Genomic DNA, 17,508 nt, shown 5'->3' with positions numbered 1-17,508 from the left:
AGGCGCCCCATGCCCCAGTACGGCTACTTCCTCTCCTGCGAGGAGTTCGGCCCCGCGGATCTCGTCGAGCAGGCGAGGATGGCGGAGCAGGCCGGATTCGAGACGCTGTGGATCTCGGACCACTACCACCCCTGGAACGACGCCCAGGGCCAGAGCCCCTTCGTGTGGTCGGTGATCGGCGCGATCTCCCAGGCGGTGTCCCTGCCGATCGAGACCGCGGTCACCTGCCCGACGGTCCGGATCCACCCGGCGGTGGTGGCACAGGCCGCCGCGACCAGCGCGGTGATGACGAACGGCTTCCGCCTCGGCGTCGGCACGGGCGAGGCACTGAACGAGCACGTCGTCGGCCACACCTGGCCGCCCGCGAGCGTCCGTATGGACATGCTGGAGGAGGCGATCCTCGTCATGCGCAAGCTGTTCTCCGGCGAGGAGACCAGCCACTACGGCACGCACTACAAGGTCGAGAACGCCCGCCTGTACACCGTCCCCGACGAGCCCGTCCCGATCGACATCTCCGGCTTCGGCCCCAAGGCGACGGCCCTGGCGGCACGCGTCGGCGACGGCTACATCACGATGACGCCCGAGGCGTCGATGGTGGAGCAGTTCCGCAAGGGCGGCGGGGGCGCGAAGCTGGTGAGCGGCGGAACGAAGGTCTGCTACGGCACCGACCGCGACGAGGCCGTCCGCACGGTCCGCCGACTGTGGTCGAACCAGCTGCTGCCCGGTGAGATGGGCCAGGTCCTGCCCTCACCGCGCCACTTCGAGCAGCTGGAGCCGCTGATCACCGAGGACATGGTGCGCGACAACACGGTCTGCGGCGACGACGTCGACGAGCACGTCGCCACGCTGAACGCGTTCGCCGAGGCGGGCTTCGACCGGATCTACGTCAACCAGATCGGCCCCGAACAGCGCGTCTTCTTCGACTTCTACCGCACGAAGGTGCTGCCCCAGCTCCAGCAGAGTCACTGACCGGGTGAGGGCCCGATGAAGCTGCATCGCCCCGCCGTGTCGGTGTACACGGTGCCCACGGACGCCCCCGAGGCGGACGGCACGCTGGACTGGGACACCACGACCGTGGTGCTCACCGAGGTGACCGCGGGCGAGGCGACCGGCACGGGCTGGACGTACGGCCCGCCGGCGGTCGGCGACTTCCTGCGCGACCAGCTCGCCCCGCTCGTCGAGGGCCGCACCGCCCTGGACATCCCGGCCACCCATCACGCCATGGTCCGGTCCGTGCGCAACGCGGGCCGCCCGGGCATCGCGGCCTGCGCGATCTCGGCCCTGGACATCGCCCTGTGGGACCTGAAGGCCCGGCTCCTGGAACTCCCGCTGGCCCGGCTGCTGGGCACGGTCCGGGAGCGGGTCCCCGTCTACGGCAGCGGCGGCTTCACGACGTACCACGACACCCATCTGGCCGCGCAGTTGAACGGCTGGGTGCACGGGCAGCACATCCCGCGCGTGAAGATGAAGATCGGCGAGAGCCGGGGCCGGGCGGTGGCCCGCGATGTGGCCAGGGTGCGCACGGCCCGCCATGTCATCGGCGAGCAGGCCGAGTTGTACGTCGACGCCAACGGCGCCTACACCCGCAAACAGGCGGTGCGTGTCGGTCATGCGCTGGCCGAGCACGGCGTCGGCTGGTTCGAGGAACCGGTGCCCTCCGACGACCTGACAGGGCTGCGGCTGGTGCGTGACGCCCTGGTCTGCGACATCGCGGCGGGCGAGTATGGCTACGATCTGCCCTACTTCGCCAGCATGATCACGGCGGGCGCGGTCGACTGCCTGCAGATCGACGCAACGCGCTGCGGCGGCATCACCGAGTTCCTGCGCGCGGCGGCCCTGGCCCAGGCGCACGGCCTGGAGGTCTCCGCCCACTGCGCCCCGCACGCGCACGCCGCGGTGGCGGCCGCGATTCCCAACCTGCGGCACATCGAGTGGTTCCACGACCACGTCCGGATCGAGTCGATGTTCTTCACCGGTGCCCTGGACCCCACGGGCGGCACGGTCCGCCCCACCGCGGGCACGGGCCACGGCCTGACGCTGCGGACCGACGACGTGGAGGAATACCGGGTCGCCTAACGGCGGGCGAGACGGGTCAGTTTGCGTGCGGCCAGCACCCCGGCGCCGACGGTGAGTGCCTTCCCCACATGTCCACGGTTCCGGGAAACCCATTCTTGTGGGCTGGCCGGAAGGGACTCCGCGTCGAACCGTCCGTGCGCGCCGAAGTCCCGCCCGTGCGGACCGTCGGCCGGCACCCACAGGTTCCCCTGACCGGGATGCTCGCCCGCGTCCCGCTGGGCGTCGAAGGCGGTCCGGGCGAGGTAGCGCTCCAGCAGCCCGGGAGCCACGGCGTTGGCGAGCAGCGTGGCCACCGTGGAGCCGCCCACCCAGTACTCCCGGCGCCGCCCGTGCCGCGCCGCGTGCACGATCGCCCGCGCCGCGACCTCCGGCTGGTACACCGGCGCCACCGGCCGGGCCCGCCCCGGCACCCGGCTCAGCACCCAGTCGAACTGCGGCGTGTTGACGGCGGGCAGCTGCACCATCGTCGTACGCACCCCACTCCCCTCGTGCAACAGCTCGCACCGCAGTGACTCGTTGAAACCCTGGATCGCATGCTTGGCGCCGCAGTACGCGGACTGCAACGGAATCCCCCGGTACGCCAGCGCCGAACCCACCTGCACGATCGTGCCCCGGTCCCGCGGCAGCATGTGCCGCAGCGCGGCCCGCGTACCGAAGACACAGCCCAGGTACGTCACTTCGGTCACCCGCCGGAACTCGTCCGGGGTGATCTCCGTGAACGGCGCGAAGACCCCGGCGAAGGCGTTGTTGACCCAGACGTCGATCCGTCCGAACGCGTCCACGACCTGCTGGGCGGCGTCGTCGACGGCCTTGGCGTCGGCCATGTCGACGGTGACGACCAGCGCCTCGCCTCCGACGCGCTGCACGTCGTCCGCCGCCGCGGCGAGCCCCTCGCGGCCCCGGGCCAGCAGGGCGACACGGTCGCCCCGGGCGGCGAAGGCGCGGGCGCTGGCCCGGCCCACGCCGCCGCTGGCCCCGGTCACCACGACGGTCCTACGACGCCTGGTCAGCGGCCTCGTCGAAGGCGTGCGCACCGGTCGTCACGCCCGGTGGTGCGGGTTCTCGGGGTCGATCAGGTCCGGCCGCGGCACCGGGCCCGGGGCGGGCGTGCCCGGCTGCGGGGTGTCCGCCACCGGCGCCGCGGTCGCTCCGGGGACCTCTCCGGGCGCGACGGGCGGCATCGGCGGATACGGCGCGGCGCCGCCGGGGACACGCTCCGGATGGCCGGCGGCCGGTTCGGTCATGTGTCGGTGTGCGGGCCGTGCCGCCCCGCGCAGCACGTAGGCGATGCCACCGAGGATCGCCGCGGTGACCAGCGCAGCGGCCCAGTCCGGCAGGGCGATGGCGAGGGCCAGGCCCACGGCGAGAGCGAGGGCCGCTCCCGCGTAGAGGGCGACGGCTCCGGAAGCGCCGTACAGCATGGCGGTGCGGCGCTGCTTACGGGTCTGCTGCCGCAGTTCGTCACGGATCGTCTCACGCGCGACCTGCGCCAGTTCGTCGACCAGATGCTTGTCCAGATGCTCCAGATGATCCATGCGGTCCATGCCCGCCGGGTACCCGCGGCCCTGCCCGCGTAACGCCACGGACACTGGCCGGAGGAACCGCCGGTCAGGCTTGCGCAAAGGCGTCCACGACGACGTCGGCGAGCAGCGCGCCCGCCGTGCCCTCCGGGTCCAGGTCGGGGTCGTAGATGGTGACGTTGAGGCCGACGCAGTGCGGGGAGGCGAGCCAGGGCCGCAGCAGGGCGACGAGTTCGTCGGGGAGCAGTCCGTCCGGGTCGGGGCTGTCGACGGCGGGCATGACGGACGGGTCGAGGACGTCGGCGTCCAGGTGCACCCAGAATCCCTGGAGCTGCGGAATCGCAAAGGCCTCGGCGGTGACGCGGGCCAGGGCGTCGGCGCCCCACTCCCGGATGTCACCGACCGTGACGACCGGGATCTTCAGGCCGGCGAGTTCTGCCGTGTCCTCGTCGAAGTAGTCGCGAATGCCGAAGAGCCGCACGTCCGCGTCCCGCAGATACGGCTTCAGCCCCTCCAGGTTCGTCAGGTCCTCCTGCCCGCGCCCGGTGGCCAGCGCGAGCTCCTCGCCACCCGCCGCGCCGACGTGGTCGGAGTTGCCCGGGTGGCGGAAGTCGTGCGAGGCGTCCACCGCCGCCAGCCCGTACCGCCCGATACGGCGCAGCGCGAGCGAGGCGCCGAGCTGGATGGAGCAGTCGCCGCCGAGCACGAGCGGGAAGTCCCCGGCGCGTACATGGTGCTCGATCCGGTCGGCCAGTCTGCAGGTGTACGAGGCGATGGCGGCTGCGTTGAAGACGCCGTCGCCCTCCTGCCAGTCCCCGCGGTCGTAGCGCGGCGGCACGACGACACCGCCCTCCAGGGCGTTCAGCCGCTGCACGATGCGCTGCTCACGCAGGGCCCCGGCGAGCTTGTAGCAGCCGGGGACGGTGCCGGGGGCGGGCGGGCGCAGGCCCAGGTTGGAGGGGGCGTCGATCACGACGATATTCCGCATGCGCCGCATCCTCCCCGACGTAGAGTCGAGCCTTCAACGGTAAAAGCACGAGGAGCGGACCTGCACATGAGCGAGCAGCACACCTACCGGGTCATCGTCCGGGGCACCTGGGACGCGCTGACCGACGAGGCGCGGGACCGGCTGCTGGCCGAGGCGGCCGACCACGGGATGCTGAGCATGCGGTTCACCGAGGAGGGATCGCTCTCGTACGAGGCGTCGCCGCTGAAGCACTTCTCGATGCGGTACGTGGTCGTGTCCGACGCCGAGGACGGCGAGGAGATGGCCGCGGTGATCGCGGAGGACCGCGCCGGGACGACGCTCCGCGGCCTCGGATACGGCTTCCGGGATCTGCGGTCGACGGTCACCGATCTCGACACGATGAAGATCAACCACAAGCCCGCATCTCGGCGGTGAGCGCCCAGCGTTCGTGGTCCCGCCAGGCGCCGTCGATGTAGAGCATGTGCGGCGAGAAGCCCTCCAGGCGGAATCCGCAGGCGCGGGCGAGGGCGATCGACGCGGCGTTGCCGGGCTGCACGTTGATCTCCAGCCGGTGCAGTCGCATGGGGCCGAACGCATGGTCCACGACCAGGTTCAGCCCCTCGCGCATCAGCCCGCGCCCGGCGGCGTGCGCGAAGGCGCCGTATCCCAGCGCCCCGCTCTGGAAGGCGCCGCCGACGATGTTGTTGATGTTGATATAGCCGGCCAGGGCGTGCGTGACCCGGTCACAGACCAGGAACCCCGCCTTCGTCGGGTCCTCGATCAGCCGGCCGGCATAGCGGGCGTACGCCTCGGCGGTGTCCGGCGGGAAGAGCCACGGATGGTGCAGCGCCTTGCTCTCCCGGACACGCGCGGTGAACTCGGCGCCGTCCTCGTGGGTGAAGTGGCGTATGCCCACGCGGGGACCTTCGGCGAGGTAGCGGGACGCGGAGTGGGGCACGCCGCCACCCTACGACGGCTCCCTCCGGGCGGGCTCACTCGGGCACCACGGGCAACTCCAGCACCCCCGTGTCCCCCGGCGCGCTGACCACGGTCACGGGCTTGATCCCCCGGTTGCCGAGGTACGCGTCGTCGCTCGCCGCGATCACGAACCGCAGCCGGTGGCCCTTCTCGTACCGGTGGACGATGCCCGGCAGGGTCACGGTGAACGGCTTGGTCACGTCCGGCACGCGAACCGGTGCGACCAGCCGGTGGACCAGCGTCTGCTTGCCGTCGGGCGCGACGTCGTACAGCTTGGCGAAGAGAACGAGCTTGTCGGCGGCGTCGCCCGAGTGCTGCGTGCGTTCCGCCTTCGGCGAGAGAACCCTCAGCGTGGCCCGGGGCGCGCCCACGACGTCGACGGTCCGCCCGAGCGGCTCGCTGGTCCAGCCCAGGTAGGTGCCCTTGGTGTCGTACGGCCCCGGGTCCGGCACTCCGAGGAGCCCGGCCACGGAGCTCTCCGAATGGCTCGTGGGGTTCAGCCAGTTGGTGTACGAGCGGCTGCCGCGCACCACCTTCCTGTGGTTGTCGACGAGTTTGCCGTCGCCGGAGAGGTACAGCTTTCTGCCGGTCGCGGGGAGTCGGTCGGCCGTGGCGTACCTGCTGCCGGAGTCGCTGATCCAGTCCCGGTAGTACGCGAAGGCCGGTCCGGTGTCGACGTTCCTCTTGCGGAGGTGGCGGTCGAACCAGGAGAGGATCCGCTGGCCCACGTAGCTGCTTTCCAGGTTGCCCTGAACCAGGTTCAGTTCGCCGCTCGCCGGGTCGGTGAGACCGCCGCTGTGCCCCCAGGACTGCCAGATCATCTTCACCGGCGTGCCGTGCGCCTTGAGCGTCTTGTACGTGGCGGTCGCCTCGTTGAGGTTGAACAGGGTGTCGGCCTGCCCCTGGACCAGCAGGGTGGGCGCCTTGACCCGGTGCAGATAGGACACCGGGGAGACGCTGCGGGCGTAGTCGAGCAGTTCGGCGGTCCGGTCGGCCGGATAGCGGCCGGAGTTGAGGGTGCGGATGGTGTCGCAGGCCCTGCTGACGAAGTGCAGACAGGTGCGGGAGTTGATGCGGGACGGGTCGAGGCTCGGCTGGAGCAACGGCTGGCCCTCGCCGATGAGGTAGAAGCCGTTGGTCCACTGCCATTTGAAGGCGCCGGGCACACCGCGGGCGCCGACGGCGTTGTTCGGGTCGAGCGAGTACACGAGGTCGTTCCAGGTGATCATGGGCACGAGGGCGTCGACGCGGTGGTCGACGGAGGCCGTGGCCAGCTGGATCGCCCCGCCGTAGGAACCGCCGATCATGCCGACGCGCGGGTCGCCCGGACGGTCGAGGGTGACGTAGTCGACGCTGGTGCCGTCGTCGGCGGCCCGTTTGCCGGCCAGGAAGTCCAGCAGCTGCGCGGCGGCCCGGCCGTCGATGGCCGGGTCGTCGAGCGAGATGAGACAGCCCGATCTGCCGAAGCCGAGCCCGGAGTAGACGAGCCCGACGTAGCCGCGCTGGGCGAAGGCCTTGCCGATGGCGTCCGTGGAGCCGTCGTTCTTGCTGCCGCCGAAGCCGTTGGTGGCCAGCACGGCGGGAGCGGGGCGGGCACTGTCCACGCCCACGGGCCGGTAGAGGTCGGCGTCGATCGTGCAGGTGCGGCCGCCCGCCTGGACGGTGAACTTCAGGGCGCTGACGGTGTACTGGCCGGTCGCGGCGGCGGGAGCGGTGAGTGCGAGGGGTGCGGTGAGCGCGACGCCGAGGGCGGCGGCGAGAACGGCACGGGACCTGGACACAGGTCGGGACACGTAGACCTCCACACTGAGGACAACCGGAGAACGAGGACGACCGGACAACACGAATACCGACCAGTAGGTGCAGGCCGGTAATCATGTTGTGACACGTGTCAGGACGGGTCAATCACCGTGGTCGGAGATTCTTGACGGAATTTCAGTTCCGCTGCTCAGCGCAGAGCGGGCTCGTCCAGCGTCAAGGTGCCCGTGTCCGCGTCCAGCTCGGCCGCAACCCCGAACGGGATCGTCAACGCCCCGTCGCAGTGCCCGAATCCGAACTCCTCGACCACGGGAACCCCGAGCCCGCCGAGCCGGTCGACGAGCAGGGCACGCACCCGGTCGTAGGCATCGCATCGCTCCCACGACCCGAGCAGCACCCCACGCACCCCGTCGAGCCAGCCGGCCCGGAGCAGTTGGGTGAGGTAACGGTCCAGACGGTACGTCTCCTCCCCCACGTCCTCCAGACAGAGCAGCCCGCCGCGTGCGGAGTGGCGGGCGTGCGAGGTGCCCAGTTCCGCAGCGAGCAGGCAGAGGCATCCGCCCAGGACGACACCCCGCGCCCGGCCGGGAACCAGGGCCGTACCGCCGGAGGCGATCGTGCGGACCGTCTCCGGCGCGAACAGCGTGGCCTTGAGGTGCTCCTGCGCCCGCGCGTTCTTGATGAAGTCGACGCCGGCCGCCATCGGCCCGTGCAGCGTGACCAGGCCCAGCCGCACGGCGAACGCCTCGTGCAGCGCAGTGATGTCGCTGAAGCCGACGAGCAGCTTCGGCCCGGCCGCCCGCAGCGCCTCCCAGTCCAGCAGGTCGACCATCCGCTGCACCCCGTACCCGCCGCGGGCGCACAGCACGGCGTCCACGGACGGATCGCACCAGGCCGCCTGGAAGTCGGCGGCCCGGTCGGCGTCCGTGCCCGCCAGGTAGTCGAACGTCCCGTGCCGGTCCAGCACATGGGACGCCGTCACCGGGTCGAGGTCCCAGCCGCGCAGCACGTCGAGTCCGGCCTGCAGCCGCTGCTCCGGCACGGGTCCGCTGGGTGCGACGACGGCCACCCGGGCGCCGGGGGCGAGCCGGGCCGGACGCAGGAGTTCCTTCACTTGGCCAGCTCCAACGTGGGAACGCCGCGCGGGTTCAGCCCGAACACCTGGGCGTACAGGGAGAGTTCGGCCTCCAGGGCGCGGATCATCGTGTCGGCCCGCCGGAACCCGTGTCCCTCCCCCTCGAAGGCGATGTACGCGTGCGGCACCCGTCCGCCCTCCATGCGGGCCAGGAACCGCTCGCACTGCGCGGGCGGGCAGATCACGTCGTCCAGGCCCTGGAGCAGCAGGAAGGGTGCGGTGATGCGGTCGGCGTGCTCGGCGGGCGAGCGTTCCACGTACCGTCCGGGCACCTCGGCGAGCGGCCCGACCAGGCTCTCCAGGTACTGCGACTCGAAGTCGTGGGTCTCCCCCGTGCCCCAGCCGGTGAGGTCGAGGATCGGGTAGATGATCGTGCCGCAGGCGTAGACGTCGGTCGTGGCGAGGGACGCCGCCGCGGTCCAGCCGCCCGCGCTGCCGCCGCGCACCGCGAGCCGGTCACGGTCGGCGGTGCCCTCGTCGGCCAGCGCGAGCGCGACAGCCGCGCAGTCCTCCACATCGACGACACCCCACTGCTCGCGCAGCCGGTCCCGGTAGGCGCGGCCGTACCCGGTGGACCCGCCGTAGTTGACCTCGGCGACGCCGATGCCGCGGGAGGTGAAGTAGGCGATGGCCAGGTCGAGGACGAGCGGTGCGCGTCCGGTGGGGCCGCCGTGCGCCCAGACCACGTACGGCGGCAGCTCGGCGCCGGGTGCGATGCAGCCGGGGTTGTGCGGCGGGTAGACGTGCGCGTGGATCTCGCGTCCGGCGGGGCCGGTGAAGGTGCGGATCTGCGGTTCGGGGTAGTACGCCGGGTCCACGGCGTCGTCGTGCTCGGCGCCGATCACCCGGGCCCGGCCGGTCCGGGCGTCCAGCTCCACCACCTCGTAGGCGCTGCGCGGGCTGGCCCCGACGCCGACGATCCGCTCGCCGTGCACCGCGAGGGTGGGCGCGAACTCGGTCCAGGGGCCGGCCGCGTCGACGACCTCGCCGGTCTCGGGGTCCAGTATCCCGAGGGCGGTCGCGCCGCGCCCGTGCACGACGGCGATGAGCCCGCTGTCCAGCGGGGCGAACCAGCGGTGCCCGAGCTTCCACAGCGGCCCGCCGAACTCCTCCTCGCGCGGGCACAGCGGTTCACCGTCGCGGTAGAGGTTCCACCAGCCGGTGCGGTCGCTGCTGTACAGCAGGGAGCCGTCGGCCGCGAAGTCGACCTGGGCGATCGACTCCTGAGGGCCGCCGGCGACCGTCCGGGGCGCGAGGAGGGTCCCGTCGGATCCGACCTCGGCGAGCACCAGCTCCGTGCCGTCCCACGGCATGCGCGGATGGTCCCAGGCCAGCCAGGCCGCGTGCCGTCCGTCGAGCGAGAGGCGGGGTCCGGTGACGAAACGGTGCCGGTCGTCGGTGAGTTCCCGCACGGCGTCCCGGTCCTCGGCGGCGGAGCCGTCCAGCGGCACCGCGGCCAGTACGCGCCGCACGTCGGTGGGTCCGTCACCGGTGAACTCCTCCAGCACGCACCACACCTCACCGCGCTCCGGCCGCAGCCGCGGATCGGCCCAGCGCAGCCCGCCGCCCACCGGGGACACGGGCGTCAACGGGCGCGGCTCGCTCCCCGGCTCGTAGCGGTACAGCCGCTGGTCGGGGAAGTGCACGAACACCACCAGCGGCCGGCCGTCGACGAGGTCTCCGGCCCAGGGCTGTCCGCCGTACTCGATGACTCGGCTGCGCACGTTCCACGGAGCGGGCAGCACGGACTCCTCCACGCCGTCGGCATGCCTGCGCACCAGTGTGCGCCGGCCCCCCTCGGCGGGCCGCGGCTCGGTCCACCAGGCCTCGTCACCGACGAAGCCCACGTACTCGGGATGGCCGTCGTGCGCGGCGGCGAGCGCCGCGTCGATCGGCGAGGGCCAGGAACCGTACGCCATGGTCTGCACGTTCTCCCCCAATGTTCTAGGCGCTCCGCAGGAACCGGTCGAGGACGCGGACGCCGAAGTGCAGCGCCTCGACCGGGACGCGCTCGTCGACCCCGTGGAAGAGGGCCTGGTAGTCGAAGCCCTCCGGGAGCTTCAGCGGCGCGAAGCCGTAGCCGGTGATGCCGAGCTGCGAGAACTGCTTGGCGTCGGTGCCTCCCGACATGCAGTACGGCACCACATGCCCCTCGGGCGCGAACTCCTCGACGGCGGCCCGCATCTTCGCGTACGTCGTCGAGTCCACGGGCGCCTGCAGGGCCACCGTGCGGTGCTCGTACGCCCAGTCCACATCCGGCCCGGTCAGCAGGTCGAGGGTGGTGCGGAACTCGTCCTCGCCGCCCGGCAGAAAGCGTCCGTCGACATACGCCACGGCCTCGCCCGGAATGACGTTGATCTTGTAGCCGGCGGTCAGCATGGTCGGGTTGGCGCTGCTGCGGACGGTGTGCTCGACGAGCTTTCCGGCCGGGCCGAGCTTGTCCAGGAGCGCGTCGACATCGGAGAGGTCCGTGTCGATGCCGTACAGCGCGGCCAGTTCGGTGAGGGCCGCGCGCACGGTCGGGGTCAGCCTGAGCGGCCACTCGTGCGCGCCGATCCGGGCGATCGCGGCGGCCAGCCGGGTCACCGCGTTCTCGCGGTTCACCTTGGAGCCGTGTCCGGCGCGCCCGCGCGCGGTGAGCTTCAGCCAGCCCGTGCCGCGCTCACCGGCGGCGATCGGATAGATCTCCCGGCCGCTGCCGTCGTGGAAGGTGAACGCCCCGGACTCGCTGATGCCCTCCGTGCACCCCTCGAACAGCCCGGCGTGCTGCGTGGCGAGGAACTCGGAACCGTCCTCGGCGCTGGCCTCCTCGTCCGCGGTGAACGCGATCACGATGTCCCGCCGGGGCCGTACGCCCTGCCGGGCCCAGGCCCGGACGACGGCGAGGATCATCGCGTCCATGTTCTTCATGTCGACCGCGCCCCGCCCCCAGACGACCCCGTCCCGGATCTCCCCGGAGAACGGGTGCACGCTCCAGTCGGCGGCTTCGGCGGGTACGACGTCCAGGTGCCCGTGGACGAGCAGCGCGTCCGCCGAGGGGTCGGTGCCCTCGATGCGGGCGACGACGTTGGTCCGCCCCTCGGTGCGCTCCAGCAGCACGGGCTCCAGTCCCGTCTCCGCGAGCCGCGCCGCCGCGTACTCGGCGGCCGGCCGTTCCCGGCAGTCGCCGCCGCCCCGGTTGGTGGTGTCGATACGGATCAGGTCGGAGGTGAACTCGACGACCTCGTCCAGCGCCCGCTGGTCAGCCATACTGCTCCTCCACGGCGGCCGAGACGACAGTGGTGACCGCCTTGAAGGTACGGATTCCCTCGTACATGGTCTCGCTGGTGTACGCCACTTTCCGTTCCCCGATCCGGTCCACGCCCGGCACGACGGTCGCGGCCATGGCCAGATGTTCGGCGTCGAACTCGACCGCCACGGTGTACGGGCCGCCCCTGACCGGCTCGTGACGCACCGCCAGGGCGGCCGCCTCCTTCGCCGCGGCCCGGATGTCGGCGGCGGTCCTGGCCGGCGTACGGCACACCGCCGCGTACCGCGACACATGGTCCTTGACGGCGACCTTCAGCGCCTCGGGCGCATACCCGAGCGCGTCCTCGCAGGCCACGTCGTCCCCCGTCACGAGGATCACCGGTACCCCGTACTCGGCGACGACATGCGCGTTCAGCAGCCCCTCGCTCGCGCGGACGTCGTTCAGCCACACCCCGGTGATCGAGTTCGCGAGGTAGGTGTGTGCGAGCACGCCCTCCGCTCCGGCGCCGGCGTGGTAGCCGACGAACGCGATGCCGTCGACGTCGCCGTGCTGCACGCCCTCCACCATGGACAGCGACTTGTGCCGTCCGGTGAGCATTTCGACCCGTTCGTCCAGGCGCTCCAGCAGCAGGTTCCGCATGGTCCAGTGCGCCTCGTTGACGACGACCGCGTCGGCACCTCCGTCGTAGAAGCCGAGCACCGCGGCGTTGACGTCCGACGTGAACATCGAACGGCACCGCTCCCACTGCGGTGTCCCCGGCAACACGTCGGCCGGCCAGGTGACACCGGTGGCGCCCTCCATGTCGGCGCTGATGAGGATCTTCATGGTGCGCACGTTACGCGGCGCGGCGGGGACCGGCTACGACCGGGCCCGGGCCGATGCGCAGGGTTGGGTGTGCCGGGCCTCTGCGCACGGGGGAATGCGCGTGCCCGGCACACCCGGCTCTGTGACCGGCCGCGGGGTCAGACCAGCGGCTGGTAGTCGAGGTTCGGGAAGTAGTCCTCGCGCGTGCCCGTGCGGCGTACGTCCCAGGTGGCGCAGTGCAGGGAGCCGCCGTACTCGAAGACGTTGCGGAACGGGACGGTGAAGACCTCGAAGTCGTGCTTGGCGAGGAGGTCCTGGAGCGGCTTCTCCTGCTCCTCGCAGATGACCTTGGTCGGGGAGATGCTGAGCACGTTCATCGACAGCCACTTGGAGGACTGGCAGTACTGCGGCATCTCGTCGTTGGACAGGACCGGCTGGGGGGCCTCGACCAGCTCCCAGTCGTTGGCGAGGAACATCTTCTCCTCGCCCTCGCGCAGCGGCCGTTCCGGGTTGGTGAGGATCAGGCCCGGGCGCAGCGGCACAAAGGTGCAGTCGATGTGCGAGGGGAAGAAGTCCAGCGGGAAGTGCACGGTGTGGACGCGGAAGCCGCGCGGCTCCAGGTGCTGCCTGAGCCAGCGGATGCCCGCCCGGTTGGTGGTCATCGACTCCTGGACCAGGATGTCGCGGCCGAGCCGGCTCATGTCCGCCGCGTCGAAGACGACCTCGTCCTGGTTGATGCAGAACTCGAAGGAATGCATCTGTGCGTGCCGCTGCTCCAGCGGCCAGTCCCAGAACTCCTCCCGGTACATGCCGTCGGCCATCGACGGCTTGGGCGCGGTGGTCCACATCACGCGCGGGTCCGCGTTCCAGTACTCGTAGACCAGCTTGCGGTAGGGCTGGTACTCGAAGTAGCGGGCGCGGCGCGACATCGTGGCCTCGATGATCTCGTTGCCCATGGTGATCATCACATCGCGCGGGCAGACCGCGCAGTACTGGTTCTCCACGTCGAAGTCCGGGGTGCTCACCGGGCGGGAGAAGTCGTGCGGTTCCGGGCGGCGCACCTTGACGCCCTGCGACTCCAGCACGGCGACGAGACCGGCGAGCTCCTCGTTGGCGAGGTCGATCGCCTCCTTGGACTTGGGGCCGGCCGGGAACGGCGCGCCGGGGGCGTTGCGGATCGCGGGCCGGCTGCCCGGCTCGGTCGGTTCGAAGCAGGCGTTGTCGGCGGAGCCGACCACCATCTCCTCCAGCGGGTCCCACTCGTTCCAGGAGTTGACGACCACGGAATCGTTCTGCATGTCTACGGCCACCTGTCTGTGAGGGCGGGTGCGGCGGATCGGGGGTTACGCAGCGTCGGTCGCGCCGGCCAGGCTCGCCGGGCGCATGTCGGTCCAGTTCTTCTCGATGTGGTCGAGGCAGGTCTGCCGGTCGCTGTCCGCCACGACGACCTCCCAGCCGGGCGGCACCAGGGCGAAGGCGGGCCACAGGCAGTACTGGCGTTCGGCGTTGACGAGCACATGGAAGGTGCCGTCCTCGTTGTCGAAGGGGTTGGTCATGTCGTTTCCCAGCTTTCTGTCCAGGTGTTCGTCGGCGGTGGCGGTGGGCCGCTTCAGGTGAGGGCTTCGGCAAGTGCCCGTGCCGTCCGGCAGCGGAAGACCGTGCCGACATCGAGGCGGCGGTCCAGGTCCGCCTCGATCCGGCCGGCGAGGCGCAGCGCCGTCAGCGAGTCGCAGCCGAGGGCGAACACGTCGTCGTCGGCGCCGACGTGCGCCCGTCCCAGGACCTCGGCAATCAGCTCGCACAGCCGCCGGCCCGTGGGCCCGACGGCCGTCTCCGGCTCCGGTGCGCCGGTCAGGAGGCGCCCGGTGGGCTCGGTGAGGGCCTGCGGCAGCCCGGTGAGGAGCTCGCGCAGGTGGTCGGCCACCTGCTGTGCGGCCTCGGCGTCGAGCAGGTCGGGGCGGTGGCTGAGCTCCAGGTGGAGACGCCTGCCGGGGGCGACCATCAACTTCAGCGGGTAGTGGTAGGGGTCGTGGCCGGTGAAGCCCACCAGGCGCAGCCCGTCGTCGGGGCTCGGCAGGGTCTCGGCGGTCGGGTAGTTCTCGAAGACGACGCAGGTGTCGAACAACGTGCCCTTTCCGACGGCGCGTTGGATGTCCGTCAGCGCGAGGTAGTGGTACGGCAGCAGCTCCGCCTGCTCGCCCTGCAGGCGCCTCAGCAGTCCTGCCACCGGTTCCGCGGCGTCGAGGCGCACCCGTACCGGCACGGTGTTGATGAACAGCCCGACCATCTCGTCCACGCCCGGCAGCTCGGCCTCCCGGCCCGAGACGACGGCGCCGAAGGTGATGTCCCGCTGCCCGGTCCGCCAGTGCAGGCACAGCGCCCAGGCCACGCGGACCAGGGTGTTGAGGGTGACGCCGTGGGCGCGCGCCGCGTCGAGCAGCGCGGCGGTGTCCGCCTCGGACAGCTCGACCGTGCTGCGCTCGGGGAGGGTGCGGACGCGCGCGGTGTCCTGGTCGGGGCAGACCAGCGTGGGCGCCGTCAGCCCCGCCAGCGCGCCGGCCCAGGCGGCCCACGCCTCGCCTCGGTCCTGCTCGACGAGCCACCGCAGGTGGTCAGGGTAGTGGCCGGGGACGGGCAGCCCGCGGGTGTCGCCGTGCTGGTCGAAGAGCGCGAGCAGATCCCGCAGCACCAGGGACGTCGTCCAGCCGTCGACGAGCATGTGGTGCATGCTCAGCACCACCTCGTGCCGGTCCTCGGCGAGCGCGAGCACGGTGCAGCGCATCAGCGGGGGCCGGGCGGGGTCGAAGCGGCGGCGCCGGTCGGCGTCCAACAGCTCCGCACGCCGCGCGTCCCGGCCCTGCGGGTCGAGGCCGGTCAGGTCGTGTATGTGCCAGGGCATGCGGACCTGCTCCGGGACGGCCTGCACCGGCTCGCCCGACCGGCGCTGGAGGAACGCCGCACGCAGCATCGGGTGGCGCCGCAGCAGGGCGTCGCAGGCGGCCCGGAACCGTTCGGTGTCCAGCGGGCCGCTCGTCTCCAGGGCGATCTGCACGTTGTAGACGTCGAGGTCGCCGCTGTCGTAGCGGGCGTGGAAGAACAGCCCCTCCTGCGTCGGCGTCATCGGCAGTAGCAGCTGCACGGGCATGCCGATCTCGGCGGCGAGCCGAGCGCGCTCCTGCTCGTCCTCCTGTGCGGCGCGCGCCGGCTGCGCGGCGCCGTGGGCCACCAGCGCACGCAGAGCCGCGAACCAGAGCTCGGCCAGGTCGCCGGCCTGCGCCTCGGTCAGCAGGCGCCGGGCCCACAGCCAGTGGGCGACGAGCCGGGGGCCTGACGGACCGTCCTCGACGGCCGCGTTGACCTCGACGACGTGCGTCAGCGGCATCCGCGGGTCGGCGCCGAGCGGCAGCACGTCCGACTCGGGTGCCACGCTCCAGTCGGTTTGATCCGCGTCCGAACCGTGCTGTCGGCCCAGGTAGTTGAAGCAGATCTGGGGTTCCGCGCCGGCGGACAGTTCGGCGGCGGTCTCGTGGTTCAGGTGGCGCAGCAGACCGTAGCCGATACCGCGCCGCGGGATCCTGTCGACCTGGGCCGCGACCCGGCGTACCGCCTCGCCGAGACGCGCGTCGGCCGCCGGGGCGCCGTCGGGGGCCCAGTCGCGGGCGCCCGCGTCGAGCCGTACCGGATACAGGGACGTGAGCCAGCCGACCGTGCCCGACAGGTCGGCGTCCTGAGCGACCGGCTCGCGGCCGTGTCCCTCCACGTCGACCAGGACGGCGGTGCCGCCGTCGGCCTCGGTGCGCCGCCAGGCGGCGACGGCGAGGGCGAGACCGGTGAGCAGGACCTCGTTCGTGCGGGTTCCGAAGGCGGCGGGCACCTTGGTGAGCAGCGGCTCGGTCAGGTCCTCGGGGAGCGTGAGGCGCAGGTCGCCCGCCGTGGCGTGGATGTCGAGCGACGGGGACAGGCGGGCGTCGGTCAGCGTGAGGCTGCCGGGGCTCACCGTCCGCCGCCAGAAGGGGAGTTCGGCGAGCACGTCGGGCGACTGCGCCGCTGAGTGCAAATGGTCGCTCCAGTCCCGCAGCGGCACCGGCACGGGGGCGAGTCGCGCAGGGGCGCCCGAGCTCGCGCTCTGCCAGGCGGTGTACAGGTCGGTGAGCACGATGTGCCAGGACACCGCGTCGACGGCCAGGTGGTGGACGGTGACGAGCAGCCGTCCCTGGCGCCCCTCGCCCGCGTCGAACCAGGTGACCCGCAGCATCGCCCCGTCGCGCGGCGCGAGGGCGTCGGCGTCCTGAGCGGCGCAGGCGGCGATCCGCCGGCGCAGCGCGTCGCCGGAACCGTCCGGGCCGAGGACGTCGACCCGCCGTACCGCGTCCCGCAGCCTGCCCGGGTCGACCGCGTCCACGGCGAGGGAGCCGTCCTCGCGCAGGCGGGCGCGCAGTGCCTCGTGCCGCTCCACGACCGCGCGTACGGCGGTGACCAGCGGGTCGGTGCCGAGCCCGGGCGGCACCCGCAGCAGGGTCGACTGGTGGAAGGCGTCGTACGTGCCACCGTGTTCGCGCAGCCGGTGCATGATCGGCGTGGCGGGGACGACGGTGGATGCTGCCGGGGCGGGCACGGGCTGCCCGCGCTCACCGGAATCAGCGGGCGCGGACTTCCCCAGGAAGGCGGCGAGCCCGGCGGCCGTGCGGTGTGCGAACACCTGCTTCGGCGTCAGCCGCACCCCCGCCTCACGCGCCCGCGCCACCAACTGGATCACCGTGATCGAATCACCACCGAGACCGAAGAAGTCGTCCTCGACCCCCACCGCCTCCAGACCCAGCACCTGCCCGAACAGACCGGCCAGCGTGTCCGCCACGTCGGGATGCGCGGGCTCCTCGGCCGGGACGGGCGCTGGGGCCTGCAGCTGCTCTTGCTCTCCGGCGGACGCGGCGAGCCCGGCGGCCGTGCGGTGTGCGAACACCTGCTTCGGCGTCAGCCGCACCCCCGCCTCACGCGCCCGCGCCACCAACTGGATCACCGT

15 protein-coding genes are annotated in these 17,508 nt (G+C 72.0%); 3 read left to right on the top strand and 12 right to left on the bottom strand.

Annotated features, from left to right (window positions below; genetic code table 11):
• The first annotated feature begins 9 nt into the window (after positions 1-9).
• Together ACFVJQ_RS10185 and ACFVJQ_RS10180 are read left to right on the top strand one after the other, a co-directional pair.
• Positions 10-969 (top strand): LLM class F420-dependent oxidoreductase, encoded by a 960-nt coding sequence (locus tag ACFVJQ_RS10185; RefSeq protein ID WP_385509819.1) that lies wholly within the window; start codon positions 10-12, stop codon positions 967-969.
• Positions 970-984: 15 nt separating this feature from the next.
• Positions 985-2,076 (top strand): enolase C-terminal domain-like protein, encoded by a 1,092-nt coding sequence (locus tag ACFVJQ_RS10180; protein ID WP_385782455.1) that lies wholly within the window; start codon positions 985-987, stop codon positions 2,074-2,076.
• Here ACFVJQ_RS10180 and ACFVJQ_RS10175 read toward each other — a convergent pair.
• From ACFVJQ_RS10175 to ACFVJQ_RS10165, 3 genes are all read right to left on the bottom strand, one after another.
• Complete coding sequence (locus ACFVJQ_RS10175; RefSeq protein ID WP_385510082.1) at positions 2,073-3,086, bottom strand: SDR family oxidoreductase; 1,014 nt, start codon at positions 3,084-3,086, stop codon at positions 2,073-2,075. The genes ACFVJQ_RS10180 and ACFVJQ_RS10175 overlap by 4 nt on opposite strands.
• A 30-nt stretch (positions 3,087-3,116) precedes the next feature.
• On the bottom strand, positions 3,117-3,620 hold the full coding sequence (locus ACFVJQ_RS10170) for a phage holin family protein (protein WP_385509817.1): 504 nt from the start codon (positions 3,618-3,620) through the stop codon (positions 3,117-3,119).
• Between the two features lie 64 nt (positions 3,621-3,684).
• Entirely contained in the window at positions 3,685-4,584 is a 900-nt protein-coding gene (locus tag ACFVJQ_RS10165) for an arginase family protein (protein ID WP_385509816.1), read from the bottom strand.
• A gap of 66 nt (positions 4,585-4,650) precedes the next feature.
• On the opposite strand from ACFVJQ_RS10165, the gene ACFVJQ_RS10160 reads away from it, so the two are divergent.
• Complete coding sequence (locus ACFVJQ_RS10160; RefSeq protein ID WP_385509815.1) at positions 4,651-4,998, top strand: DUF6204 family protein; 348 nt, start codon at positions 4,651-4,653, stop codon at positions 4,996-4,998.
• Here the strand turns inward: ACFVJQ_RS10160 and ACFVJQ_RS10155 are convergent.
• The 9 genes from ACFVJQ_RS10155 to ACFVJQ_RS10115 all read right to left on the bottom strand — a co-directional run.
• On the bottom strand, positions 4,970-5,521 hold the full coding sequence (locus ACFVJQ_RS10155) for a GNAT family N-acetyltransferase (protein ID WP_224739046.1): 552 nt from the start codon (positions 5,519-5,521) through the stop codon (positions 4,970-4,972). The two genes, ACFVJQ_RS10160 and ACFVJQ_RS10155, sit on opposite strands and share 29 nt — an antisense overlap.
• A 34-nt stretch (positions 5,522-5,555) precedes the next feature.
• A complete protein-coding gene (locus ACFVJQ_RS10150; RefSeq protein ID WP_385782450.1) occupies positions 5,556-7,334 on the bottom strand; it encodes a CocE/NonD family hydrolase in 1,779 nt (592 codons plus the stop codon).
• Between the two features lie 155 nt (positions 7,335-7,489).
• A complete protein-coding gene (locus ACFVJQ_RS10145) occupies positions 7,490-8,413 on the bottom strand; it encodes an LD-carboxypeptidase (RefSeq protein ID WP_385782448.1) in 924 nt (307 codons plus the stop codon).
• The gene (locus tag ACFVJQ_RS10140; RefSeq protein ID WP_385782445.1) at positions 8,410-10,353 is read right to left on the bottom strand and encodes a S9 family peptidase; all 1,944 of its coding nucleotides are present in this window, start codon (positions 10,351-10,353) and stop codon (positions 8,410-8,412) included. Before ACFVJQ_RS10140 ends, ACFVJQ_RS10145 begins: the two co-directional genes overlap by 4 nt.
• Before the next feature lie 25 nt (positions 10,354-10,378).
• Complete coding sequence (locus ACFVJQ_RS10135; protein ID WP_385782442.1) at positions 10,379-11,683, bottom strand: M20/M25/M40 family metallo-hydrolase; 1,305 nt, start codon at positions 11,681-11,683, stop codon at positions 10,379-10,381.
• Positions 11,676-12,509, bottom strand: a complete 834-nt coding sequence (locus tag ACFVJQ_RS10130; RefSeq protein WP_224738421.1) for a M55 family metallopeptidase — start codon at positions 12,507-12,509, stop codon at positions 11,676-11,678. The genes ACFVJQ_RS10135 and ACFVJQ_RS10130 overlap by 8 nt, the downstream gene beginning before the upstream one ends.
• Before the next feature lie 137 nt (positions 12,510-12,646).
• Positions 12,647-13,786, bottom strand: a complete 1,140-nt coding sequence (locus ACFVJQ_RS10125) for a glycine amidinotransferase (RefSeq protein WP_385509808.1) — start codon at positions 13,784-13,786, stop codon at positions 12,647-12,649.
• 45 nt (positions 13,787-13,831) lie between these two features.
• Positions 13,832-14,044, bottom strand: coding sequence for an MbtH family protein (locus ACFVJQ_RS10120; RefSeq protein WP_385509807.1), 213 nt, complete (start codon positions 14,042-14,044; stop codon positions 13,832-13,834).
• Between the two features lie 53 nt (positions 14,045-14,097).
• The coding region (locus ACFVJQ_RS10115) for a condensation domain-containing protein (RefSeq protein WP_385782438.1) at positions 14,098-17,508 on the bottom strand (3,411 nt) is incomplete at its 5' end.

Source organism: Streptomyces sp. NPDC127197 (genome assembly GCF_042672405.1).
GTDB classification, from domain to species: Bacteria; Actinomycetota; Actinomycetes; order Streptomycetales; family Streptomycetaceae; genus Streptomyces; species Streptomyces flavusporus.
The sequence above is the reverse complement of the archived record's forward strand: the minus strand, read 5'-3'. Positions and strand labels throughout refer to the sequence as shown.

Excerpts from the sequence above, each read along its gene's own strand:
- ACFVJQ_RS10185 (WP_385509819.1), top strand. The coding sequence starts at position 10 with ATGCCCCAGTACGGCTACTTCCTCTCCTGCGAGGAGTTCGGCCCCGCG.
- ACFVJQ_RS10180 (WP_385782455.1), top strand. The coding sequence starts at position 985 with ATGAAGCTGCATCGCCCCGCCGTGTCGGTGTACACGGTGCCCACGGAC.
- ACFVJQ_RS10170 (WP_385509817.1), bottom strand. The coding sequence starts at position 3,620 with ATGGACCGCATGGATCATCTGGAGCATCTGGACAAGCATCTGGTCGAC.
- ACFVJQ_RS10165 (WP_385509816.1), bottom strand. The coding sequence starts at position 4,584 with ATGCGGAATATCGTCGTGATCGACGCCCCCTCCAACCTGGGCCTGCGC.
- ACFVJQ_RS10160 (WP_385509815.1), top strand. The coding sequence starts at position 4,651 with ATGAGCGAGCAGCACACCTACCGGGTCATCGTCCGGGGCACCTGGGAC.
- ACFVJQ_RS10140 (WP_385782445.1), bottom strand. The coding sequence starts at position 10,353 with ATGGCGTACGGTTCCTGGCCCTCGCCGATCGACGCGGCGCTCGCCGCC.
- ACFVJQ_RS10135 (WP_385782442.1), bottom strand. The coding sequence starts at position 11,683 with ATGGCTGACCAGCGGGCGCTGGACGAGGTCGTCGAGTTCACCTCCGAC.
- ACFVJQ_RS10130 (WP_224738421.1), bottom strand. The coding sequence starts at position 12,509 with ATGAAGATCCTCATCAGCGCCGACATGGAGGGCGCCACCGGTGTCACC.
- ACFVJQ_RS10125 (WP_385509808.1), bottom strand. The coding sequence starts at position 13,786 with ATGCAGAACGATTCCGTGGTCGTCAACTCCTGGAACGAGTGGGACCCG.
- ACFVJQ_RS10120 (WP_385509807.1), bottom strand. The coding sequence starts at position 14,044 with ATGACCAACCCCTTCGACAACGAGGACGGCACCTTCCATGTGCTCGTC.